This is a genomic window from Emticicia sp. 17c (genome assembly GCF_037153985.1).
Taxonomy (GTDB): domain Bacteria; phylum Bacteroidota; class Bacteroidia; order Cytophagales; family Spirosomataceae; genus Emticicia.
This window is the reverse complement of the sequence record NZ_JBBAYI010000009.1, coordinates 90,857-115,892: the sequence shown is the minus strand read 5'-3', so window position 1 is coordinate 115,892 and position 25,036 is coordinate 90,857. Positions and strand designations below refer to the sequence as shown.

At 40.3% G+C, this 25,036-nt stretch carries 17 protein-coding genes; 3 read left to right on the top strand and 14 right to left on the bottom strand.

The features are described from left to right. The first annotated feature begins 47 nt into the window (after window positions 1-47). On the top strand, window positions 48-1,553 hold the full coding sequence (locus WAA15_RS17320) for a malate:quinone oxidoreductase (protein WP_337044075.1): 1,506 nt from the start codon (window positions 48-50) through the stop codon (window positions 1,551-1,553). A gap of 4 nt (window positions 1,554-1,557) precedes the next feature. On the opposite strand, the gene WAA15_RS17315 is transcribed toward WAA15_RS17320, so the two are convergent. Together WAA15_RS17315 and WAA15_RS17310 are read right to left on the bottom strand one after the other, a co-directional pair. Further along, on the bottom strand, window positions 1,558-2,808 hold the full coding sequence (locus tag WAA15_RS17315) for an alkaline phosphatase family protein (RefSeq protein WP_337044074.1): 1,251 nt from the start codon (window positions 2,806-2,808) through the stop codon (window positions 1,558-1,560). A gap of 183 nt (window positions 2,809-2,991) precedes the next feature. Continuing rightward, window positions 2,992-4,275 (bottom strand): Gfo/Idh/MocA family protein, encoded by a 1,284-nt coding sequence (locus WAA15_RS17310; RefSeq protein ID WP_337044073.1) that lies wholly within the window; start codon window positions 4,273-4,275, stop codon window positions 2,992-2,994. Window positions 4,276-4,571: 296 nt separating this feature from the next. Between WAA15_RS17310 and WAA15_RS17305 the strand changes: the two genes are divergently transcribed. Next, on the top strand, window positions 4,572-9,605 hold the full coding sequence (locus WAA15_RS17305) for a 3-coathanger stack domain-containing protein (protein WP_337044072.1): 5,034 nt from the start codon (window positions 4,572-4,574) through the stop codon (window positions 9,603-9,605). 110 nt (window positions 9,606-9,715) lie between these two features. Next, a complete protein-coding gene (locus WAA15_RS17300) occupies window positions 9,716-11,497 on the top strand; it encodes an ABC transporter ATP-binding protein (RefSeq protein WP_337044071.1) in 1,782 nt (593 codons plus the stop codon). 56 nt (window positions 11,498-11,553) lie between these two features. Here WAA15_RS17300 and folE read toward each other — a convergent pair whose 3' ends face one another. From folE to WAA15_RS17240, 12 genes are all read right to left on the bottom strand, one after another. Then, window positions 11,554-12,249 (bottom strand): GTP cyclohydrolase I FolE, encoded by a 696-nt coding sequence (gene folE, locus WAA15_RS17295; RefSeq protein WP_337044070.1) that lies wholly within the window; start codon window positions 12,247-12,249, stop codon window positions 11,554-11,556. Further along, window positions 12,209-12,628 carry a 6-pyruvoyl trahydropterin synthase family protein gene (locus WAA15_RS17290; protein ID WP_337044069.1) on the bottom strand — a complete coding sequence of 140 codons (420 nt, stop codon included), beginning with the start codon at window positions 12,626-12,628 and terminating at the stop codon, window positions 12,209-12,211. The genes folE and WAA15_RS17290 overlap by 41 nt, the downstream gene beginning before the upstream one ends. A 353-nt stretch (window positions 12,629-12,981) precedes the next feature. Continuing rightward, complete coding sequence (locus WAA15_RS17285) at window positions 12,982-14,343, bottom strand: vanadium-dependent haloperoxidase (protein WP_337044068.1); 1,362 nt, start codon at window positions 14,341-14,343, stop codon at window positions 12,982-12,984. Window positions 14,344-14,438: 95 nt separating this feature from the next. Then, window positions 14,439-14,930: a gamma carbonic anhydrase family protein gene (locus WAA15_RS17280; protein WP_337044067.1), complete on the bottom strand. Its 492-nt coding sequence runs from the start codon at window positions 14,928-14,930 to the stop codon at window positions 14,439-14,441. Window positions 14,931-15,033: 103 nt separating this feature from the next. Then, complete coding sequence (locus tag WAA15_RS17275) at window positions 15,034-16,230, bottom strand: DUF3179 domain-containing (seleno)protein (RefSeq protein WP_337044066.1); 1,197 nt, start codon at window positions 16,228-16,230, stop codon at window positions 15,034-15,036. 30 nt (window positions 16,231-16,260) lie between these two features. After that, entirely contained in the window at window positions 16,261-18,438 is a 2,178-nt protein-coding gene (locus WAA15_RS17270; protein WP_337044065.1) for a TonB-dependent receptor family protein, read from the bottom strand. Window positions 18,439-18,595: 157 nt separating this feature from the next. Beyond that, on the bottom strand, window positions 18,596-19,135 hold the full coding sequence (locus WAA15_RS17265; RefSeq protein WP_337044064.1) for a hypothetical protein: 540 nt from the start codon (window positions 19,133-19,135) through the stop codon (window positions 18,596-18,598). Between the two features lie 250 nt (window positions 19,136-19,385). After that, window positions 19,386-19,955, bottom strand: coding sequence for a carboxymuconolactone decarboxylase family protein (locus WAA15_RS17260; protein ID WP_337044063.1), 570 nt, complete (start codon window positions 19,953-19,955; stop codon window positions 19,386-19,388). A gap of 34 nt (window positions 19,956-19,989) precedes the next feature. Next, window positions 19,990-20,532, bottom strand: a complete 543-nt coding sequence (locus WAA15_RS17255; protein WP_337044062.1) for a carboxymuconolactone decarboxylase family protein — start codon at window positions 20,530-20,532, stop codon at window positions 19,990-19,992. Window positions 20,533-20,554: 22 nt separating this feature from the next. After that, window positions 20,555-21,808: an MFS transporter gene (locus WAA15_RS17250; protein WP_337044061.1), complete on the bottom strand. Its 1,254-nt coding sequence runs from the start codon at window positions 21,806-21,808 to the stop codon at window positions 20,555-20,557. A gap of 27 nt (window positions 21,809-21,835) precedes the next feature. Further along, a complete protein-coding gene (locus WAA15_RS17245) occupies window positions 21,836-22,690 on the bottom strand; it encodes a hypothetical protein (RefSeq protein WP_337044060.1) in 855 nt (284 codons plus the stop codon). 37 nt (window positions 22,691-22,727) lie between these two features. Further along, window positions 22,728-24,989: a CRTAC1 family protein gene (locus WAA15_RS17240; protein WP_337044059.1), complete on the bottom strand. Its 2,262-nt coding sequence runs from the start codon at window positions 24,987-24,989 to the stop codon at window positions 22,728-22,730. Window positions 24,990-25,036: the final 47 nt, after the last annotated feature.

The following is a 25,036-nucleotide window of genomic DNA, read 5'->3' as shown; positions in this document are numbered from 1 at the left end:
AATTGTCAACGTATTGAAAAATACTGCAAAAATATAATTAGAAAGATATGAAAGAGAGCGAAATCCATAGCGATGTAATATTAATAGGTGCCGGAATTATGAGTGCTACTTTAGGCACTTTTCTGAAAAAACTTGAACCTGAATGGAAAATAAAGATTTTTGAGCGTATGGACAGGGTAACGGCAGAGTCGTCTGAAGCATGGAATAATGCCGGAACTGGCCATTCGGCCTTTTGTGAGTTAAACTATACGCCAGAGCAGGAAGATGGAACTATTAATATTGACAAGGCTATCAAGATTGCGGCCTCTTTTGAAACCTCAAAGGAGTTCTGGTCAACTCTGGTCGAAGAAAGTATCATAGCCGACCCCTCTAAAATGATTCGGCGTATACCACACATGAGTTTTGTATGGGGCGATAAAAATACCGAATATTTACGAAAACGACATGAGGCGTTGAGCCAACATCATTTATTTAGCGACATGGTGTTTTCAGATAAATATAGTGAAATAACAGCGTGGATGCCCCTCGTTATGCAAGGCAGAAACGACTCCGAAAAACTAGCTGCTACACGTATGGATATAGGAACTGATGTTAATTTCGGAGCATTATCACGAGCGATGTTTACTTATCTGGAAAATGCCAATGATGTAGAACTGAAATTACACCACGAGGTAGAAGATATTAAACGCCTTGAAAACGGCCATTGGGAGTTAGAAATTAAAAACCTTGATACAGGCAAAACGCATAGGTATACATCCAAGTTTGTATTTATAGGGGCTGGAGGCGGCTCATTACCATTGCTTGAAAAATCAGATATACCCGAGGGGCGTGGCTATGGTGGTTTTCCAATAAGCGGCAAATGGCTGGTTTGTAACAAGCCCGAACTTATTGAACAACACTTTGCCAAAGTATATGGCAAAGCCAGTGTAGGTTCGCCGCCGATGTCGGTACCACACCTCGACACCCGCATTATTGATGGCAAAAAAGCCTTACTTTTTGGGCCTTATGCTGGTTTTTCAACAAAATTCCTGAAACATGGCTCTTATATGGATTTACCCCTCTCTATCAAATGGAACAATATATGGCCTTTGATTTCGGCGGGTGTTCATAATATTCCGCTTACCAAATATCTGATTGAACAGGTAACACAATCGCCAGAAGACCGCCTCGAAGCCTTACATGAATACATGCCTACGGCTCAGATAGATGATTGGGAGTTGATGGATGCAGGGCAACGGGTACAAGTAATTAAAAAAGATGAAGACGAAGGAGGTATTCTGGAGTTTGGAACCGAAGTAGTATATGCGCATGATGGCTCTCTGGCTACTCTGCTTGGGGCTTCGCCGGGGGCTTCCACTTCTGTTTCTATCATGATTGATTTACTAAAAAAATGTTTTCCGGGTCTGGAAGCTACCGAAAAATGGCAGCACGAACTTAAAAGGCTGATACCTTCTTATGGGCGTTCGCTGGCGCATGATGCTACATTAGCCCATGCCACCCGCGAGCGAACATCAGAGCTGCTGCAACTTACGCATACAGCAGCCCTTGCCTAATAGTTTATTTGTTTATGATTCCTTCCAGCACTTTGGCATCTCCATCAATGTCTTTCGGAACAGGTATGCCCAATAAAGTAGCTACAAACGGGTATACATGTATGTTCTGAAACTCTGGTATGGTTTTTCTTTTTTTGATATTAGGCCCGTTAGCATAAAAAATAGCCCCCATTTCGGGTGTTGTGTAGGGGTCAAAGCCGTGTGCACCCCATACGTTACGTTTTTCAGGCTTTTTATTTAGTGCCTCACGTGAGTAAAAGCTATAACCGCCCTCTGTCATCAAAAATAAATCGCCGATGCGTGGGTGGTCTCCAAAATGTAAATTAGCAGGTATATCTGCCTTTTTATATATTTTGAAATGGTTCTCTTTTGGTGCAATGGCTTGCAGAATTTCATTTTCTTTCGCTTTATTTTTCAGAAAAATATTCGCGTGAGAACCATTATTGACGAAAATAAAATCGTCTTTATTCAAGCCTTGTAATAAATCTTCGGTATATAAAAACTTGTCGGCTTCGTTTGTCATTTCATACATTCCGTGGTCAGAAGTCAGAATCACATTTACCGGAAGGTCTATTTTTTTCAACCCATTCATAAGCATATCTACGAGTGTGTCGGCTTCCATAACGGCTGCTCTGGTTTCAGGAGCATTAGGGCCGTAATCGTGCCCTTTTGTATCAATCATTGAAAAATAAATTGTTATCAGGTGCGGGCGTTCGGCTTCGGGCAGATTCAGCCAGTCAAAAACGGCCTGTATGCGTTTTTTATGCGGCACAGTATCATCAAAACGATGATAATAAGTTGGAAATGCTCCTGCAATGGGCGACTCAGACCCTACCCAAAAATACGAAGCCGATTTCATGCCATTCTGCTGTACCAATTGCCACAGCGGTAATCCACCATAGTAGTAAGGGTCTTCTACTTTATCTCTCTGCCGTATTGAATAAAAAGTATCCCGATTTACATCATAAAATGTATTATCGACCAACCCATGATGCGCCGGATACAACCCTGTAACCAATGTGTAGTGATTCGGAAAAGTTTTGCTCGGATACGATGGCAGCATTTTAATAGCTGCGGCCCCTTTTCTGATAAACTTTTTAATATGAGGAGGCGAGTATTTCTGTACATAGTCGTATCGGAAACCATCAAACGAAACCATAACCACATAGGGTGTTTGTTTCTGCTGCGCCAAGCCTGCAAGGCTCACAAAAAAAAGAACAAAAATAACTCTGATTTTTGAATAGGAAACTGACATAAACGTAGTACTTATATTGTTGATGAACGCTACTTTGAAAAATCAAGAGCACCTTAAAACCTTTAAGATGCTCTTGAATAGAATATTTAGTATGGCTTACTGCCCATTTTTATTACTAACCTGATAAAACCCATCCCAAAACAACACATAATGAGGCAACTAAAAAATCTTTGCAGATTATATTTATATTAAATCCCAGCCTTTACGGTACTCGCGTGAGAGTAAGGCATTAGCCTCGGCATCATGCTTGAATTTCTCTTTATGGGCATTCCAGTGTAACTCTCTGCCCAACCTGTAAGAAATTAATCCTAAGTGCATAGGCAAGGTCATCTGGCGAGCATACTCCAGATTCGACTCAGGTAAGGTACGGTTTTTAACCGCCGTCACAAAGTTTTGCTGATGCCCCGGCGAACGGGCAATAGTAACCGGAATTTCAGGAATATCTTTCATAGTTACGCCATTGATGGTTATTTCGCGTGAGCCATAATCGCATAGCAAAGTTCCTTTATCACCCTCAAAATAAGCACCAATCCCTCGTTGGGCTGCGCCGGGCACATTAGGAGGTTGTGAGGTCCAGTGTATTTTTAACCCTTCAAACTCATAGTCAATATCAATCCATTTTGGGGCATCTCCTGTTCCTTCTGGGGCTTCACCTTTGGCTTTAATGGTAGTCAGGTTTTTAGGTTCTACTGCCCACCATACAACATCGGCAATATGGCTCCAGAAATCCTGAAAAACACCGCCGGAGTAATCCAGAAAATAACGATAAGTAAAATGGCATCGCTCAGGAGTATAAGGCGAATAAGGCGCAGGCCCCAACCACATATCCCAGTTAAGTGATGCCGGTGGGTTCTGATAATTAGCAGGCCCCAACACAGGTGGGAAACCCGTTTTCCAGAGCCTTACGGTATGTACTTTGCCTATGGCTCCGGCCTTAATCAGTTCAACCACACGGTGGTAGTTATCGCCCGCATGAATTTGGGTACCTAACTGGAATATACGGTCATGTTTTTTCAGGGCTTTTAGCATCTGCTGACCTTCGCGCACATTGTATGACAAAGGTTTTTCGCCGTATACATCTTTACCTGCCTGAAACGCCATAATGGCAACCTGGGCGTGCCAGTGGTCGGGGGTAGCACAGGTAATGGCATCAATATCTTTACGGTCAAGAATATGGCGGAAATCGGCATATCCCTGTGCTTTTGTATCTGGCTGTTTAGCCTGAAGGCTCTTCAGACTGGCACTCAGGTGGTCTGAGTCGAGGTCGCATAGGGCTACTACTTCTACCTCTGGCAAAGCCGAAAACCAGTTCAGGTGATTGTTACCCATACCTCCCAAGCCAATATGAGCCACACGGAGGCGGTCGCTGGGTGCAACTTTAGGAAGAAGTGTAGGAAACATGGCTAATCCGAGAGCGGCCGAACCACTTTGTCGGATAAAGTCGCGACGATTTAACAGGTTTTTCATCGAATAACTATTTATGTATAGGGGTGAATATATAAGATAATGAATACACGTTCCAAGTTAAAAAAAATACTTGAAAACCCACAGGAACTTTTATAAAACCGTAGACCCAAAATAAGTTGCTTACAAAAGCCCAGACTTTGTATTAAACCCGAAAAAATAGTATTTTAACAAGCTCAGCTAAACAAAACATAAATAAATTGTTACCCTTTAATAAGATTCTAACCAGTTAATAAAAAAGAAGATATTATTTATCGATTTTTCTTTATTTTTATAAAGAAATACCTTTTTACCTGAATATGTTTAAACTCTATTTTTTATTATTCTTACTTATAACTTGTCAATTAGTAAACGCTCAATCCATCTCAATTTCATTTAATGCAAAGTCACTCTGTAAAGGTCAGGTTGAAAAGGTAAATTTTACTGCATCAGGAGATTTTAACCCTGATAATTATTTTACAATTCAGCTTTCTGACACCTCGGGGAGTTTTGATAATGCTATTGAACTGAGCAGATTCACTAACGGTGCTTTGCAAGAAGCCAGATTTACGGTGCCAGACAGCATCGGCTTGGGTACTCGTTACCGCATAAGGGCAGTAAGTAGTAGCCCGCTGATTAATAGTGCCCCTACCGACACCCTTTCGGTCACTGATACCTGTAAAATGGTTAAATCTTTGCCAGTAGTGCGTTTACAACCCCTTGCTTCAAATCAGATTTGTATCAGCAGCCAGTTTACTGTAAGCTGGACAATCTCGGCTGATAGCCTTTCAGAGAAACAAGTATTTACGATTGAACTCTCTGACACCTCAGGCATTTTTACAACACCTCATGTACTGGCTGTTACTGACACCAACGCTACCAGGGCAGCGTTTACCATTCCGGCAGGTTTCCCAGAAAGTAATAATTATAGAATCAGAATTACAGGCAATAATCCTGAAGTTGTAAGCGACACAACTAGTATCCTGAGTATCCATTCGCCTCCTACGCCTTTTGTTACCATTATACCCTCAAAACCTTGCTTGGGTGATACAGTACGAATCATTGCAAATGCCGGAACTTTGGGCGAAGCCTCGTTTCTGTGGAGTGGCGCAGCAAGAGGCACTTCTGATACGCTACTAATCCAGTCTGCGGGGCCAACACATGTGGGTTTTTATGAGGTAAGCGTAACACAAAATGGTTGCTCAGCTTCTGCCTCGGCCAATCTTATTCTTAATAATTGTAAACCCGAATGGGCATGGGCTTTGGCCGATACTTTCTGGACAAACACTTTTAATTACCCATCAACAATTGTAGACACTGAAATAGATGCTGATGACAACCTGTTTATTGCTGGTTTTTTCTCACAGAAAATGAACCTCGGCAATACAGTTATCACTACACTCGAAGGGAGCAATATTTTCTGTGACAACTCTCAGAATGCCGACAAAAGAACAGGTTTTATAGCAAAAATAAATGCCAATGGCACGCTGGCATGGTACAGAAAATGGAATACTTCGGCCGAAATCAGCGATTATCAATATTGTGATTTAGCCATTGACAACGGGCAGATTTTTCTGGTTTCAGAGTTTAAGGCAGGGGCTAATTGCCCTACCAACCCAAGAAACGGAACATCTTTAGTAATAGCCGACGAAGAAGATTTTGCTTTAGGCACTATTGTAGGCTATTGCAGGTATGTTGTTCCGAATGTGTTTCCTACCCAATACGAATACCGCTATAAAGGGCATTTTACTTGGGTAGCAAAGTTTGATATTAACGGGAATCTGGATATTCTCACAAACCTAACCGAACTTAAAGCCTGCGGGGTATCTGCCAGTAATTTTGATACTCGCCCTGCTTATGGGTTAGGCACTAACGGTAACTACTCTCTGAAAGCCCGTAATGGCAAACTGTGGTTGCTTTATACTTGGAATCAGGGGCTTAATGGTACACTCAAATTCAGTAATGGTAATGAATCAGCAAATGAAGGTGCTGGCATAACTTTTATGCAACTGAACCCCGACAATTTAGCTATTATGAATTACCAGAAGCTGAATGTGTATTCTCCGGTAGGAGTTTTGGGGATGTCGAACATCGAAATAGATGCAGAGAACAACATTCTTCTGACAGGCTCAACAGCTACTATTGTATATGGAAACGCCCAAGCTATTACTTTCGGAGAAACACAACTTATATTTGGTGGTTCTGGTTATTTTTTAGGCAAATTCAATACAACAATCAATCAGTGGGCATGGGCTAAACAATCTTATTTGACGCTTCCTGAAACGAATACGAATCTGGCACCAGCCATCAGGACTGACGCACAAAATAATGTTTATCTGGGGTTTTCTCTGGCTCCTGCTCAGGGAGGATATTTTGCGAACGTCAGTTTTCCTGTTACTCCTGAAGACTTTAGCCCGACTAATACAGCGGCTTTACTCAAAGTCAACACCAATGGAAACGGAGAATGGGTGCGTTATGATAACCATCTTATTGGAGTTGGCCGAAATCAAATGGGTATTGATAAAAACGACAATATCTATTTCGCTACTTATCTTAAAAATACTCCTGAGGCGGCTCAGTTTTTAATCAACGACCACCGCCTGCCCTACCCTGACCTAGCCACATTCAGCAGTGCTTCGGGCAACACTTTTATCAGTATATATAAGCCTGACGGCAATTTACAGGGTTCAGTAAATAATATACGGGTGTATGATGCACTTTATGTAAATGGCTTGGTTGTTGACTCCGACAAAAATATTTTTCTGAGTGGTGTTAACTACGGAAAGGCGAAACTGGGAAATATTACCCTTGCTACAAACTTCGGAGAGCCGTCAGACAATCAGCATAATCGGGCAAGAGGATTCATTTCTAAAATCGGGAATCCGCAAAGTATTGCACTGGCCGATAATCAGTCTCTATTCTGTACCAGAACCGACGGGCAAATTGCATTTAATACAACGGGGAGTTTTCAGAATACCATTTTTAAAGCAGAATTGATTGATGCCACTACACATAAAGCCGTTACAGTAGTAAAAGGAACTACCAGCCCGCTTTCTTTTACAATTGCCGATAGCCTAGCCGGAAAACAATATTATGCTAGAGTTTCAACCGATGATAACACCATTATAGGTACGGTCAGGCCAAAAAAACTTATTGAAATTAACACGACACTGGTGCCTGTTATTTCCAGCAATTTGTTAGGTACTACGCCGCTACAAGGAATTTGTTATACCTCCTTACCTGACTACCGGATTCAGAGCAATATTGAAGAGGCGCAAATTACATTACAAAGGAACGGAGAGACAATGTATTCAGGCCAAACGCTGAACTTTGCTCCAACAGAACAACAAACAGGTACCTATAAAATATTGGTCGATAACAAGGGCTGCACCAGCGAAAGTTCAGAAATGAACCTGAAGGTATCCAGACCCGCTACTGCTCGCATAATCGGAGACCAGATTCTTACTGAACTTAATCAGGCAGCTTATTTAACATTAACCTTGAGTGGTGGCGGCGAGTATGAAGTAAATATTTCGGGGGTTTCCTCCCCTTTCAAGCTCAACAATACTTATGAAACCATAGCGGTGTACCCTACCCAAAACACCGATTACAACATTGTATCGGTTTCTAATTATTGTGGTTTAGGTACTGTTGAGGGCTTGGCTCGTGTTTCTATTTGTCGGCATGAAATTACGTTATCAAACCCTACCGACAATTATACATCGGGGCTTGTAAAGACAGAAGCCAGTAACCTGTATGGTTCCATTGTTGCTTCCAACCAGATTTCTGACAGTGCCAATGTGGTTTATAGTGCTGGTAAAAGCATTATGCTGACCCCGGGCTTTTCGGTAAGTGACTCGAGTATTTTTACAGCCGAAATAAAGGGATGTAACAGTGTTTCTACCTCCGAAAATAGTTTCAAAATAGGTTATCAGAAATTACATATTAACAAAGGAAACGTTGACCGAACACTTGTGGAAATGTCTGAATATGCCCAACGTGGTGCCAATATGTTTGAGGTAACCCTCAGGCTCGACGAGGTTTTCAAGAGCCTTTCGCAGTTTAATGAAACTGATACTAGCAAGCTCAATCAGTATTGGTCAATATACGATAAAGTAGTAAAGCACGCCTATAATACTTATGACCATGTGGTTTTCCGTATTAATGTTGACTATGACGACACCCGATATTATTTTCAGGACCGAGACGAAAATGACCCCACTCAAACCCCATATAATAATTATGACAATGCGCTGTTTAATTTGTTCGGCGAAATTGTACAAGACCAGTTCAATAATCCGGCCCGAATTGCCTATGGGTCGGGGCATGGCTCTTTCTCGTCTATGTCGGCCACAGCTAAAATGAAAGGTTTCGTGCAAAAAGCACTAGACCGTTATTATCCTGTGCTGAAACAAAAACTCTACTGGGTTTCTGCCGTTTCGACTGCCCAGTTTGAAACAGGTTTTAATTTTGAAAATAGCTGGACAGGCTATGATTTCATAAGCCCTCACCCATGCGAATATGATTACAGCCCCGATAACGTAAATGCTTTCAGAAACTGGCTGGTAACAGAACGGTACTCAGGCATTGGAGGTGTTAATACCGCTTATGGCACAAACTACAACGAAGCAGGCGATATTGAACCTCCGAAAGTACCCGTACAAATTCTTGAGCAAATGAATACCATTAATATTCTTGTTATGTACAATTCGGTTCTGTTTGAAGACTGGTATAAGTTTAATTATAAACAGATGAAGAAATTTTTGCTTGATTGTAAGGCTATTGTGAAGGAAAAAAGCAGTGCCATTAAGTTCTGTTTTGAAGCTGGTGCTTGCGCCGACCAGATAAGTGCCGCCCGTAAGACATTTGATGTACCTGATATGAATAATTACGTTGATGTGTTAAAAACGAATATGCCTACAATTACTTTTGATGGCCAACAAAGTTGGGAAGGCGATGTAATACGTTCAAACTTTAATGGCGAAATTGAAACCGAAATCAATGAAATGGATATTGTGAACATGGCTGGTATTACCGAACCTTTGGCAGTTAAACAGGTTATGCTCAATTATTCAAAAAATGCGTATCTGAATAAAGCAAAGGCTGTTATTTTTGTTTCAGACAAAAACACACCTTATTATAATAACTCGCTTGATGCCGTAGCTGAACTAAAAAACTGGGTAAATAACCATACCGAAGTGCTTACAGAAGGCGAAACCATACATGTAAATTTATCTGACCTAATCAGGAATTTTCAGGCTGCACGCACACCTTTTAATATGATTTCAAATTCGTTACCTAACAACGGGTATCAGAATCGCCCCAGAATTATTATCAATCAGAATAATCAATAAGCGGCTAATGCAACAAATTCATGAAAAATGGTGTTAGCCTTTTATAGCTTGGGTCAGTATCAAGCCAGCATACTGGCCTAAGCCTGAAAACACTTGGACTTCTATCTTTCGTGAAACATTTAGCTTACCTCAACAAGTTTCTGCTTAAATATAAATGGTACCTCATACTAGGCACCATTTTTACCATTATTTCAAACCTTTTTGGGGTTATTCCGGCACAGGTTGTGAGGCATGCCCTTGATTTGGTAAAAGAAACCATTGATGTTTATTTTCTGTTTGCCCACACCGATATTCAGAAAAGCATGTACGATGTGTTTACAACCAGCATTGGGGTTTATGGCTTGTTAATTTTAGTGATGGCTATTCTGAAAGGTATCTTCCTGTTTGCAGTAAGACAAACACTCATTGTGATGTCGCGCCATATTGAGTACGACCTCAAAAATGAAATATATGCTCATTACCAGAGCTTACCTTTGAGTTTCTACCGAAAAAATAATACCGGCGACCTCATGGCACGTATCTCTGAAGATGTAAGCAAGGTAAGAATGTACATTGGCCCTTCAATTATGTATCTGATGAACATGGCTGTGCTGGTAATACTGGTTTTAAGTTATATGTTTTCAGTAAATGCACGGCTTACGTGGTGGGTATTATTACCAATGCCTTTGTTGTCGGCAAGTATTTTCTTTGTGAGTACCTCGGTCAATAAACGCTCAGAGGAAATTCAGCGGAGTCTTTCTCATCTCTCAACGTTCGTACAGGAGGCATTTTCGGGTATCAGGGTTTTAAAAGCCTTTGCCCGTGAAGATGACTCTGTTAATAAATTCAGAAAAGAAAGCAACATATATAAAGCCAAATCTTTGTCTCTTACCCGTTTTGATGCGCTTTTTTCGCCTACTATTGCGCTACTAATTGGGCTTAGTACCGTTTTGTGTGTATATATTGGTGGGCAGGAAATTATTGCAGGTAAACTTACACCGGGCAATATTACTGAATTTATTTTGTATGTGTTTATGCTTACGTGGCCGTTAACGGCTTTGGGCTGGACCTCAAGCCAGATTCAGCGTGCGGCAGCATCACAACAAAGAATCAATGAATTTCTGGAAATCAAAACAGATATTGTATCAGCTAAAAACCTTACCAAAGAAATTGCAGGAAGCATCAGTTTCAGACACGTACACTTTACTTACCCTGACTCGGGTATTCATGCCTTAAAGGATTTCAATCTGGATATTAAAGCGGGCGAATCGGTGGCAATTCTTGGCACTACGGGTTCTGGCAAAAGTACCATTGCCAACCTGATAGTAAGAATGTATGATGCTAGCGAAGGTGAAATTCTGCTCGATGGTGTACCTGTAAAGGATTATAATATTCAGCATATCCGTAGCCAGATGGGATATGTACCTCAGGAGGTATTCCTGTTTTCGGATACAATTCTGAACAACGCCAAATTCGGGTCGCCCGATATTACTGATGCTCAGGTAATAAAAGCGGTAAAAGATGCTGATTTATATCAGAACATAATGGATTTCCCTGATAAGTTTGATACCAAGTTAGGCGAACGAGGCATTACGCTATCTGGTGGGCAAAAACAACGGTTGTCTATTGCGCGAGCCATTGCACGTGAACCCAAAATATTAATTCTGGATGATTGCCTTTCGGCAGTTGATACCAATACCGAAAATATTATTCTGAACAACTTACAGAAAATCATGCAGAACCGTACGTCTGTCATTATTTCTCATCGGGTTTCATCAGCAAAACTGGCTGATAAAATTCTGATTCTGGACGAAGGAAGAGTAATTGAGCAAGGTACACACGACGAGTTACTAAGAAAAGACGGGGCTTATCGTGAATTATACGAGAAACAATTACAGGGCGAAGAGGTATAAATAAAAAATCCTTTCTTGAATCAAGAAAGGATTTTTTATTAACGCTTACCTGTATATCAGGCTATGTATTTCAGAAACTCAGCCCGGGTGCTCTCTTGCTGGAATTTCCCTCCATAATAACTTGTAATGGTTGATGAGGTATCATCCTGTACCCCACGTGACGACACACATAAGTGTTTGGCATCCATTACCACGGCTACGTCTTCAGTTCCTAAAACCTTTTGTAATTGTTTGGCAATCTGCACGGTCAGGCGTTCTTGCACCTGTGGTCTTCTCGAAAAATACTGCACTATTCGGTTCAGTTTTGACAAACCTATTACTTTACCATTAGCAATATAAGCCACATGGGCTTTACCAAAAATGGGTACAAAGTGATGCTCACAGTTCGAGTAAAAAGAAATATCTTTCTCCACCAGCATTTCGTTGTAGCTGTATTTATTGGCAAAAAGTGTAGCCGCAGGCATATTTTTAGGGTCAAGGCCACTAAAAATCTCTTTCACATACATTTTTGCTACTCTTTTAGGCGTTCCTTTCAACGAATCATCGGTTAAGTCAAGGCCGAGAGTATCCATTATCTGGCTGAAATAATACTCAATCCTTTTTATTTTTTCCTCATCGCTTATCTCAAAGGCATCATCACGTAAGGGTGTATCTATTGAAGTACTGATATGCTCATCTCCTATTTCGTCAATTAATAGTTTGGTATCATCTTCAAACAGCAGGGTATTCAACGAAGTTTCGTTCGGTTTCATATAATCTGATTCTAAGGTCTAAATGTTTTGGTAGCTTTACTCTTAACTTCTCATAAATCACAATTGCGATATTTTCAGCCGAAGGATTAATGTCTTTGAATTCTTCTGTGTCAAGGTTAAGATTTTTATGGTCAAACTTGTCCAGAATCTCTTGTCTTATTAAATCGCTCAGTAGCTTCATATCCATAACATAGCCCGATTCAGGGTCAACTTCACCCGTTACCTGAACAATAAGGTCATAGTTATGCCCATGGAAATTGTAGTTATTACATTTCCCGTACACGCGTTCATTTTTTTCATCCGACCAATTCGGATTATTGAGACGATGCGCAGCATTAAAATGTTCTTTTCTGAACACCGCAACTCGATTAGAACTCATTCTTTTATTTTTCTGATTTAGTACTTTTGCTATTATAACTAGCGAATCTTCAGGAATTTAGTTTCAAAGTTTAAAAGTCGTCTGAAAGGTTGTCAGCAACACTTTTAAACTAAATCTGTAAGAACTGATTTCTTGTTTTATGGTTTCGATATTGACTGTAATATCATAACAAAATTGTTAATAAAAAGTTACAGAAATTTTCGAACTATGTGCTAATAGGCTGATAAACAAGGATTTATTTTTTTCACAAAAAAACTCACTCCCCATTCTAAAACAGGAAAGTGAGTCTGATGTTAAGTAAAGGTAAACTAAGGGATTCGATCGTGTATTAAAAATCTTTGTTGCTGAATTGTTTATTTTTTAAAATTAAGTTTCAATATATTTTTAGCTATTTCTCTGCCATTTTTTTGGCCGTTTTCGCTAGCCATCCGGTAGTTTGTACCGCTAAATAATTGGGCTATGGTAACTTCGTTGGTATATTCTTCAAATGATTTGAAGGAACGGTTAGGCAATACTCCTGTGTATGTATTATCTGTAAATGCGTAGTTATCACCAAAAATCGAAGTGAGTATTTCGGCGGCAGCAGCCGAACTGGTAGCGTGCTCAGAGGTATACGCCGGAAAAGGTTGTGCCGTAATGAATGAAGACCAACGCGGGTCAATGCCTTGCCTGATATAGGTCAGAGGGGCCATTAAATTATAAGTATACTTCGATTTCCAGCAGGCTACAAAAGCATCGTTCAGGGCCAAGCCTAATTTAATGTATACTTCAGCGGCTTTATCGAGCTTGGCATTGGCTTTTTTCAAGGCAATACTAGCAATGTTAAAATCATGCCCTGCGGGTGTAATACCTTTGTCTTCCCAGAAACTGGCAATGGCTTTCTGGTCGGCGGTTAAAGTTTTATTTACGTCATAAACTTCTTTGGCTGCATTATACATGGCCGAGTTCGACTTGAACGAAAACGTAATGGGTGCTTGCGTAGCAAGATTATTATTCAGAGACGAGAAGTTACGGTTTTTGCCCCAGAAAGGCAATAGCGGTGTTTTTTGGTTGCCAACTGGCTCCCACGAACCAATACCAACAGGTAATTGATAGTTGGTAGGAAAATTATCATTCCAGCCTTCGTTCCCACCGTCTTTCTTCGAGTAATCCCAGATTACTTTGGCCACATCGGCACCGAAATTAATAGAGCGGGCCACTATTTCTTCATCTTTAATATCGGTCTTTAGTGCTGCTTCTATTCCTCTACGCAATGAATCTATGGCTGCTTTGTTCTCATCGTTTGTAGTGGCATATAACTCTTTTATCAGGGTCGACAATGCGGCATTAGCGGCTAATCCCCAGTTATATTCTTTGGTTGTATCGGGTTTGGGCAGAATTGTCAGCCCACTTATTTGTCCAGCTAATGACCGATAATCTTTTAAGCCATATACTACGCTTTCATATAGGGCCAAGCTTGTATAAGCCAGCGTACGGGCTGCCACTGGTGCGGCGTATCCGGGCGTTGATTTAATAAGTTTTAATTGCAAGGTATTCCAACTTGTAGCAAGGCTGGCATCAAACTCACTGGTACTTTTAGAATTAACGGCAGGTTTCACCACTGCCTGTTCTGATTTATCTTTACATGAAATCAGTTGCAAGGCTAGTAGGCAAATAGCAAGGTATACACATACCCGTATGTTTTTATGGAAGAAGTCTGAGTATAGATTCCTCATATAAATTTTCTTATAATCCTGACAATATCAGTTAAAACCAAATCAAAAATCTTGCCAAAAGGCTATAAAGTTTTTTTTCATCGGACAAGAAAATTTTATTTATTAGTTATTAAAGGAAACTTACCGGCTTGATGCTCGTGTGCCATTTCAACATAATGTGCTGCACTCATGGCCAGTTTTTCGGCTATTTCAGGCGTTAATTGCCTGATTACCTTTGCCGGAGAACCAACGACTAACGAGTAATCGGGGATTTCGGTACCTTCCGTGACAAGAGAATTTGCTCCTATAATACAGTATTTTCCTATTTTGGCACGGTTTAATATAGTTGCTCTCATCCCAATCAACGAAAAATCTTCTACGGTAGCCCCATGAATAATGGCACCATGACCAACGGTTACATTTTCACCGATAATTGTAGGCTCACCGAAGTCGGCGTGTAGAATGGCTCCGTCCTGAATATTGGTACGGTTACCGATTATAATTTTTTCGACATCTGCCCGAATAACTGCTGAATACCAAACCGAAACATCTTCGCCAAGTGTAACGTCGCCCATCACGCTTGCATGAGGTGCAATATAATATGCCATAGTATTAATAGTTGAATAGGTTGCTAATAAACATAAATGCCATGAATTTTCATGCACGTAAGCATAAAAAAATCATGGCATTTGTATGTATTGTTTTCTGGCTTTACTGCCAGATGTCTGTTGGCTGGTGGAATTGCTTCCATGCCCTCAGGTATTCTTGTTCGGCATAAATTTTCTGCAATTGCTTACCTTGTTGGGGGCCTTCTATACAAACGCCTTTCCAGTTCCATAAGCTATTGGTTTCTTTGTCTCTGAAACCTGTTGCAGAGGCATCTGGCACAAACGTTAATGTTTGGTTATCAATCTTGCTAACAAATACATGGAACGATTGCTTATCGGGTTCTACTACAACAACAATCGGCGTATTAGCCAAATTATCATTTACAACGCCACTTTTTAATAATTTACTCCAGCGAAAGGCTTTATTTTTTCCGTTAAGGCTAACCCCAACTACCCAGCTTTTATCCCAGAATTTGTCAGGGTTCGTCAACGAGTCATCGTCTTTCCGCTGACGGCGGTCGTAGTACTTCAAAACATCGTATTCTTTTCTGAATGTTTCGTCAGGCTGAAAAACCAGCCCTTCGGGGTATTGCTCAAAGAAATTCTTTAAAGTCATCTGCTCCGACGGAATAATAGCCAAATGCTTGCCTGTTTGTGTTCCCGTTACGGCCTCGCCAGTAGCCTGATACCACCACGACTTCGTTTCTGCATCTTCTATTACGGCATTATAGTGCCTTGCCCCTACTAAGCGGAACACCTGTTTTTTACCTTCTACTATCGGGCTAAAAACTAGCCCTGTACGGCACATGGTGCAGTAAGTAACCAATACGGGTGTATTGCCTACATTATCTTGTATTTTATGGTGATACCCCACAAATTGCACAGGATACGCTTTGGCAATATTTCCATTCACTACTGCCATTACCAACAGGCTATCTGGTACTTTGTTGTCTTGCTGGTTGGCAAATCTGGTTATTGCGGGTTCTTTAAACATTTCTTCGGCTCTATATGCTACATCGGTAAAGTAATAGAGGCCCGCATTTAGTAAAATAACTACTCCCACCCATATTTTTTGTTTAGTTGTGCCTTTGCGTATGTAGTTCGAGGCAGGATAAATCCACAATAGTAGACCTATTATTCTTGAGGGTAAAATAATTTTCTCAAGAAAGTAGGCTACCTTGATAGCTTCTAAATCCTGACTTCCCGGAAAGGGCATTAACAAATAGGCTTGCAACAATGCTGGTATAATCAGGCAGCAGGTGCCTAGCCAGAACAATAACTTTTTACGGGTTGGAGTCATGGTTATTTTGGTTAAATAGTGAATATTTTACTATATTTTTAACCCTACTGTAAGATTTACGCTTCGGCCGTCTGACGACCACACCCCAGGGCCTGGGTAGAAAGTCGGGCGTTTGGTGAAGTATTGCTCATTAGTAAGGTTATTGATATTTAATTTTATCAGCATTTTAGTTGATACCCGATAGGTAGCGTTCAGGTCGAGCAAGCCATAAGCGGGCACTAGCCCTACTGCTCCGGTAGCCGACGGCTTTACGGTGTTTAAGGCATCGGCATAGCTTTTGGCGGTATAACTATATAGGGCAGTAACGCTTAGTTTGGTATAACGGAATGTTATTCCGTTGCGGCTTATCCACTCAGGGGTACTCTCTACTTTGTTATTTTTAACGCTCACGTTTTTATCGCCAACTCTTACAACGGCATCCTGATAGCGGGCATCCATATAGGCTGTTGAGGTGAATACCGAAATGGTTGATTTAGTAGATAATCGACCATCATACTCTATAAATGTTTCTACACCATTCGTCTGAGAATCGCCAATATTCGTACGCAAATAATAGAAACTGCCATTAGCTTCTGTTCCGTAGGTCATTCCCATACGGTTATTATATTGTATCTGAAACACACTTACATCCCATTTCAAATGTTCTGTGTTGCCTCTGTATCCAATTTCTGCATTATAGCCAAAGGCATCTTTCAGGTTTTTATCAATTTTTTCATAAGTAGCCGACGGAATAATATCTTTAAACACAACCGGACGATACGCCTGCGCAAAGCCTGCATAAATATTCTGAGACTTATCAAGCTGATAATTTGCATTTAAACCTAGTAAAGGGAAATGATGGCTAATATTGGTAGGCAATTGATTGGCATCGTAATAGGCAATTTTACCACTCAGATTTGATTCCCCTACTTCGACTCTGATACCCGGTGTTAGCGAAAGTTTAGGAGTCAGGGCAAACCTATTTTCGGCAAAAAAGGCTATATTCTTAGTTTTGAGGTGCATATCTCGTACCCAGTCGCCTGTTTTCGATAGGTCGAAATCGCTCCCCGTTGTACCTTTCCCTAGTTGCTGGCGATTCAAATCATTATTCATTAACTGAACACCTGCTACCAGAATTGATGGCACCTTGCCTAATTGATAATTATGCAACAAACGGGCTTCAACGGTATAACTATTAAAATGGTCAATATCTACCTGACGGTTCGCATATTGTAATGTAGCAGGGGAAACGGCATCTACTACATTGGCGAGTTTATCAAACATTACACTATTTCTGTCGCCCAATACAGCCGATGCAGTAACAGAAGCGCGTGTGCGAGAACTCAAACGAAAATCGGCCGAGAACGAAGGCACATAAATTGTAGGATTGAAATAATTCCGTGAACGGGTCGCCTGACGAGGGTTAGCATAAAACATACTATCTGTCAGAGGCCCCGGTATATGGTACAGATATACCGAATGTTTCAGGTCGGCTTTTAATGTAATATTTCTGGAAGCCTGATAAACTAACCCAATAGCCTCGCCACTATATTGGCTTTGTGAGTTGTCACGATAACCATCTGAGCGACGTTTAGAGATATAACCATAATACTGTAATTTACCTATTTTGCCACTTATGCCATTATAGGTACTTAACAAGCCAAAAGAACCCACCGAGTTAATGGTCTCAAAATTGAAAACCCGTGTGGTATCAGGCTGCTTGGAAATATAATTCAGCATACCACCAAACTGCGCCCCATACTGTAATGAGCCTGTTCCACGAATTAACTGTATGGTCTGTATAGCTTCCATAGGTAAACTGAAGTGGCTGGCCGGATAAGCATACATATCTGAATTGGTAATAATACCATCAGCCCGAATATTGAACTCCCAGCCGCGGTGTGGGTCTAACCCTCTTGTCGAAATATTTGTCTGGTTACCGGTTCCGTCCATATCATACACAAATACGCCAGGCACTTTGGCAAAAATCTGACGTGGTGTTTTTTCAGCAATATTGGCATCTGTACCTAAAACATTAATTACTTCGCTTTTCTTACCTCCAAATAAATATGTTCCTTGTGTTAATGGAAGGCGTTCAATGGTGTTTCTGTTGCGTTGCTCAATAATATTAATTTCATTCAGCTCTTTTACTTTGGTAGAGTCGGCATCCTGAGCATACATTTTAATAACACATACACACAAAATACCTAGTAGTTTTAATGATTTCATATTTATATAATAGCATTAGCAAGGGTATAAAACAGCGTTAACCTTGCTCTTGCAGGCTCCTGTGTTCACCCCTTGTATGAGTTCTGATAAATTATTTAATAACAAAAACCCCGATAGCTGCATAACTGACAACTATCAGGCAATGGTAAAATATTTATCAACTCATTTCAGGCGGCGGATAATGCAATAAAGCTATTACCTGATGTATAAATTGTGAGGGTTCTGCGTAGCATAACTCATACTGAATGTAACCTGATGGTTCACTTGTCCAGAGAGGCAGGTTTTCTGTCAGATAGATTTTTTGTAAGCTATCAAACAGTTTAATTATCTTACTTAAAGGACTTTGAGGTGTATCTGTATCCTGATTAACCAAGCCTTTCACAACTGAACTTAGCTCAAGAAAGCGTTCTTTCGCATTCTGGTTTGATTTCAGAATAACATATAGGGTATCATTCTCAAAATACTCGTGCATAACGTTATAAAAATCATCTCCAGACTTAATCAGTCCTTCGTTGTCTGGGCTTCTATAATGAGTATCTTTCGAGTGGGTAGGTATTTTTATAATTTTCCATTTATCGTCAATAATAATATTTGAACTTGACTGATAATCTTTTTCAAAAAACAACATAGCTATCGACAGCCCAAACATATTGTTGAGCAGAAGCAATAAAAGACCGATAGCTACTATTCTTTTCAAAATTTATATAGTTCTTCTAATTGGTAAAATCTGTTCCGAGTTTTTGGAAATAAACTCTGCATATCTAGAAGATATGCAGAGTAAAATATTTTTAACAAAAACAAACATAAAACACCTTAGCCTCAACAGAATTCTGTTTTGGGTAATTTCTTGCTGAAATAATCATTCTAATAAACTCTGCACACCAACCGATGTGCAGAGTATTTTGTCAACCTATGATTAAATCAATACTAAGATTCAATATTTTTATTTATTTGCCGATACTATTCATCGGGTCATAATTAGCATATCCTTCTTCTGCAATACGAATACCTCTTGGTATATACACTTGTGGGTCGGCTGGGGCCCAAGTACCCAACCCATCTACATAACGGTTAAACATACAAAAAGCCGCGGCAATCAACACCGTATCATGAATTTCCTTGTCGCTGGCACCTGCATCTCTGGCAGTTTCTACCTGCTCATTTGTTACGTTTTTTCCACCTTTTTGCACACTTCCGGCAATAGCCAGCAGAGCCTTTAATTTCTCCGATATAGGAGCTTTTTCATAATTTTCTTTGATTTGCCCAATCAAGCTGCCATCATCTTCTAGATAACATTGCGCGGCGGCACCATGCACACTCTGACAAAAAAGGCAATTGTTCAGGTAAGAAACATACGTGGCAATGGTTTCACGCTCGCCCCTCGAAAGACTGTTGTTTTCGTCTCTTAACAATACTTCTGCTAAAGCATTGAGTGGCCGCGCAGTTTCAGGTCGAAAAGCCATTAAGCCTCTGATACCGGGCAACTGGTTTTCTTCTGGAAGGTTGATATATGCCATTGTTTCTTCTGTTTTAATAATGATAATATTGTTTTTATTTTTTAGGTGCATAACCCAGCCCTTTGGCAATCATCCGGCCACGCTCACGAAAAACCTCTGGGTCTTCGATGGGAGTTATGCCTAAACCATCTAAATAGCGATTGAAAAAGCAAAAAGTGGCAGCTATAATTACCGTATCATGGATTTCTATATCTGTTGCGCCTAATGCTTTTGCTCTTTCAATCTGACTTACCGAAACACTTTTACCGCTTTTTTGTACACTGGCCGCAATAGCCAGCAAAGACTTTAGCTTATCTGTTATAGGAGCATTTTCATAATTTTCTTTGATTTGCGAAATAAGTGCTTCATCATCATTCAAATAACAGGCTGCTACGGCTCCGTGCACGCCCTCACATAACTGGCATTCGTTTAGTTTAGAAACCAATGTGCCTATTATTTCGCGTTCGGCTTTACTCAATCCTTCATCAATGCTCAGAATCCCTTCCGTAAAAGCACCTAAATGTGGTGCCAGATGTGGCCTGAAAGCCATTAATCCTCGCATTCCTATTGCATTATCGGGTAATTGGATATATGCCATGTGCTTAAATGGTTTAGCCTGTTTATGGATTTATTAAATTGGCTTTAGATTCTTTACTGAAATAGGCTAATATCAGCGCAAGAATAAAAGTAACCGAAAACACAAGTAATGTATTTCCAAAACCTCCGAATACACTTACCATACTACCTACAAAAAATACTGCCGTAGCCGTGAAGAATCGGCCTACATTAAAGCAAAAACCTGTGGCAGTTGCGCGAATACTGGTAGGAAACAACTCTGGTATGTAGCTCGATAATGCACCTTGACTAATGCCAAAGCATAAAGACAAAAGGGCTGTTTCTGTATAAATAACGGGGCTAAATGTTTTATTGGTCAGGAATAAAAGGCAACAAGCCAGTACACAACCAATAAAGGTAAACATGAGTGTTTTACGATTACCTATTAAACGAATCAAAAATCCTGACAATATGCCCCCTATAATTCCGCCAATACCCAGAAGCATCATGGTAATGCCTCTTTCTGCCTGCCCGCTTGCGCCAGCGGGTAACAATGCCTGAATCCATGTTGGTAGCCACGAGAAAATACCCCATAAACCGATAAGTACCGACCCAAAAATAAGTGACCCTGTTACAAGACTTGGACGGTAATCCTGATTAAATAAATGCCCGAATGATGCCGCCTGAGATTGTTGTTGGTTCTTCCACTTAGGCGATTCAGGCAGTAATATAGCAATCAGCCCTGCTACTATTACAGGAATCAGGCCAAGCCAGAACGCATTACGCCATGCCGAAAACAATACATTTAAACCACCCGAAGCCACAATGCCTAGCGGAAACGCTACTGCAAGAATACCCACCATAACTGGGCGTGTTTTCTCAATCCAGATTTCAGAAATATACACGGTTGTTACTAGTAAAACACCCCCAACACCCATCCCTGAAAAAAACCTACATATTGCCAAAAGATGCCAGTCTGGCACCAGAACAACTAAAACAGTAGCTAAGCCATATAAGCCTGTTACAAACACCAATACCTTTTTACGCCCTACTTTATCACTGATGATGCCGAACAGAATGCCACCTATCATCCAGCCGTATAAGGAAATAGCGTTAATATATGCCCCTACTTCGCCCAGACGAGCCTCCGACACTTTCTCATGCAGCAGGTCAGGTACTAGCACAGGTAAATAAACCGATATCAGCGTAGAAACTGTACCTGCAAATGCGTAGCTGATAATACACAGCACAAAAGCTAGTATTCTTATGTTTTCAGGTAATACCTCCGTTTTTGAAGGTTGCTTTGCTATCAGGTTCATGTACGGTTTATTTAATTGTCAGTAAAATCAGGCTTTTGTTGCCAGTGCTTGTTTTCTGGCAAGTATGTAATATTTTGAACGATAATATTCAAAAAGAATCATCGGAAGTACGTAGTCGCCCATTCGTTCAATTGTTTCAAAAACGTCAACGGGTTTACCCACAATCGGGAATAATAACTCAAATGATAACTTATAGAGACAGATAAATATCAATAACCCCGGAATTCGTGGTCTGAAAAGTACCAGCAATGCTAACAGGATTTCGATAAGGCCAAATATTTGCAGGCTTTCGACACCCATATTAAGCCCGATTCCGTTCAGGTTTTTTAATAAGATTGGGTGTTGCATAAATACCGCTAATCCTCCATGCCCTGCCAGTAAGCTAAATAGGCTCAATCTTGTTATCCATTCTACCATATAGCTTTGCTCAAACGAAACCGATGTAAGGGGTTTTAACCGAGCCAGCCACATTTCGGTTGTACGAGGTAATCCATAAAGCAGCAGGAAAAGAATAGGTACTCCGTAGTTACCGGCACGTTCAAAAAATTCTGACATACCCATACTGGCCGACGGACGCAGAAGAGCAGTAAATACAGTCCAGAAAGATGCCCAAAGCAACAAAGCTCTGTTAGGGTACACAAACAAGATTAATCCAATCAGGATATCCATACCACCAATCAGAGGCATGAAATTATACGCAACAGACTCATTGATAAAGAAAACTTTGAAAAATGGCAACCAACCTTTTTTGGTAATAATGCCCCAAAAACCATGACCTACAAAACAGCCCAGCACACCAAAACGTAACCAGAAGAAAAGCTTTTCTTCAAAGGTATATCTGGAAGAAAATGGATTGATAAATAGAGAATTATTTGCACTCATTGTATTAAAAGATTTAGTGTTTAAGCCTTAGCCAAATTTAAATTGTTTTGGGTGTGGGCGTAACACAAATTGGTATATTTTTGTTAGTTCCTTCAAAATTAAGCGTTTTCAGATTAATTTCTTCTAGGTTTTCGTTACCCTCTGTAATTTTAAGAAACTGTCGGGGCCTGATATTTCTGAACACCTGTTTTTTATTACTACCCGGCCATGTAATCATTATTTCGTCAATAATAGTAGCTTGCCCTATTCCTATTTCTGCTCTTAAAGAAGAAGAGCCAAAACTACCGCCTGAGTTCACATCTCGGTAGATAACTCTGCTTGTGTTATTCTCATGGAAACTGATTTTTATTTTTGCTCCGATAGCCGAACGATTGGCTTTTTTACCTTCCAGCTTTAGTTTAATCCAGTTATTATTGTTCTGACCCGGATTTAAGTACAACGAATTGTTATAGGCATCGCCCTGATACGCCCCTCCTACCTCAATAAAAATATCTTGGTCTCCATCATTATCAATATCAGAAATACCTACTCCATGGCCCTTTTGCAAATTACCTACTCTGGCCGATACCGTAACGTCAGCAAATTTCTGACCATTAATGTTTTTATAGAGTTTATTAGGTACAAGCGATTGGTAGTCGGGGTTTCCGGTTCCTAAATACATATCCAGATACCCATCGTTATCAATATCTCCAAAATTAGCACCCATTGCAAACACGCTATGGTTCAGCCCCATTTCTTCTGAAACATTTTTAAAGGTTCCGTCATGATTATTTCTGAACAGATACATTTTACTTGCCATATTCGGAATCCCTAAAACATCGGTAGCTACTGAATAAGTTAGCGAACGCTCAAACTGATACCCACATATAAAAATATCTTTCCAGCCATCGTTGTCATAATCCCAGAACCAAGTCGGAAAAGTAGAGTTTATCATGCTTCCCAGCCCTGCCTTCATGGTTACATCCTGAAACATTAACTTACCATTCTGCATACCTTTGTTTTTCAGCAGAATTTTAGGACCGTTAAGTGTCGACAGGAAAATATCCTGCCAGCCATCGTTATCATAATCGGCTGCCGTTACGCCTTTGATAAAAGTGTTGATGTTGCACCCAGCTTCAAGAGCAATATTTCTGAAAGTACCATTCTGGTTATTTATATATAACTCACAGTTATGTGGCTCGCTCATGCCTTTGGTTTCATTACCAATAAAAATATCCAGCCAGCCGTCGTTATTGAAATCGCTCCATACGCCTGCCTGCGTAGGGTGTAATGAAAACAAGCCACTTTCAATGGTTACATCGGTAAATGTACCGTTTCCATTATTTTTCAGCAATGAATTAGGCTGTTTACCGTAAGGGTCGGCCATCCATGCTCCACGCAAAACAAAGATATCGGTAAAGCCATCGTTGTTATAGTCGGCCTGCATGATATTTAACCCACCTTTACATTTACTGAGGCCCGCTTTCTCTGAAACATCAGTAAATGTGTTATCGGCATTATTTTTAAAATAGTGCATTGAGCCATCAAGCCCCCAGTCTGACGTAACAATATCCAGATACCCATCATTATTAAAATCCTCTACAATTACACCACCGGCTTTATTATGGATATTCAGTTTAAGATTTGGAGCTACGTCTGTAAATGGTTTTACAGCATATCCTGACAAATCTTTGTCCAGATTAGGAATAAGGTACTCGGCTGGCACCTTTGCCGGATACTCACCAATAGTCATATAAGCTACGTTTAATAGCCATTGGGCTTCGTAATCTTCTGGTAATCTTCTCAGGATAGACTTATAAACTTCAATAGCCCTACGAGAACCCATCTTCTGGGTATGAACACCACTATTGGCAATTGGCATAATACAAGACTCAGCCGTATGATTATTCACGCAATTCTGACGTTCGGCTAAGCGCAGATTAGCCATTCCGAGGCTGTTCATAGTCATATAAATATTTCCCTGAAAATCAGTTACAGCTTTAGCTGCCAGTTTTTCCAGCATATTTACTGCTTTCACTTCTTGGCCAACTTTTAAAAGCGCATTGGCTTTATAATATTCTGCAATGAAATGTCTGCGTGGGTCATCTTTAGAGATAGCAAGCATTGAATCGAAAAAGGCCAATTCTGCCTCAGGACAAAACGGGTTTTCTTTCTTAAAATTTTCTTTATGAATATTTTTCAGAATTTTAACCATTTCGGTTTCCTTTTCTGTTGCATTTTTACATGAAAACAATGCCGAAAAGCTTATCAGAATAACCCAGTATTTTAGTCTTAAAGTTGTTATATATATTAGTTTCATTAGTCAGAGGATTTAATAATTATCGTACTCAGGTATAGTGAGGTTTA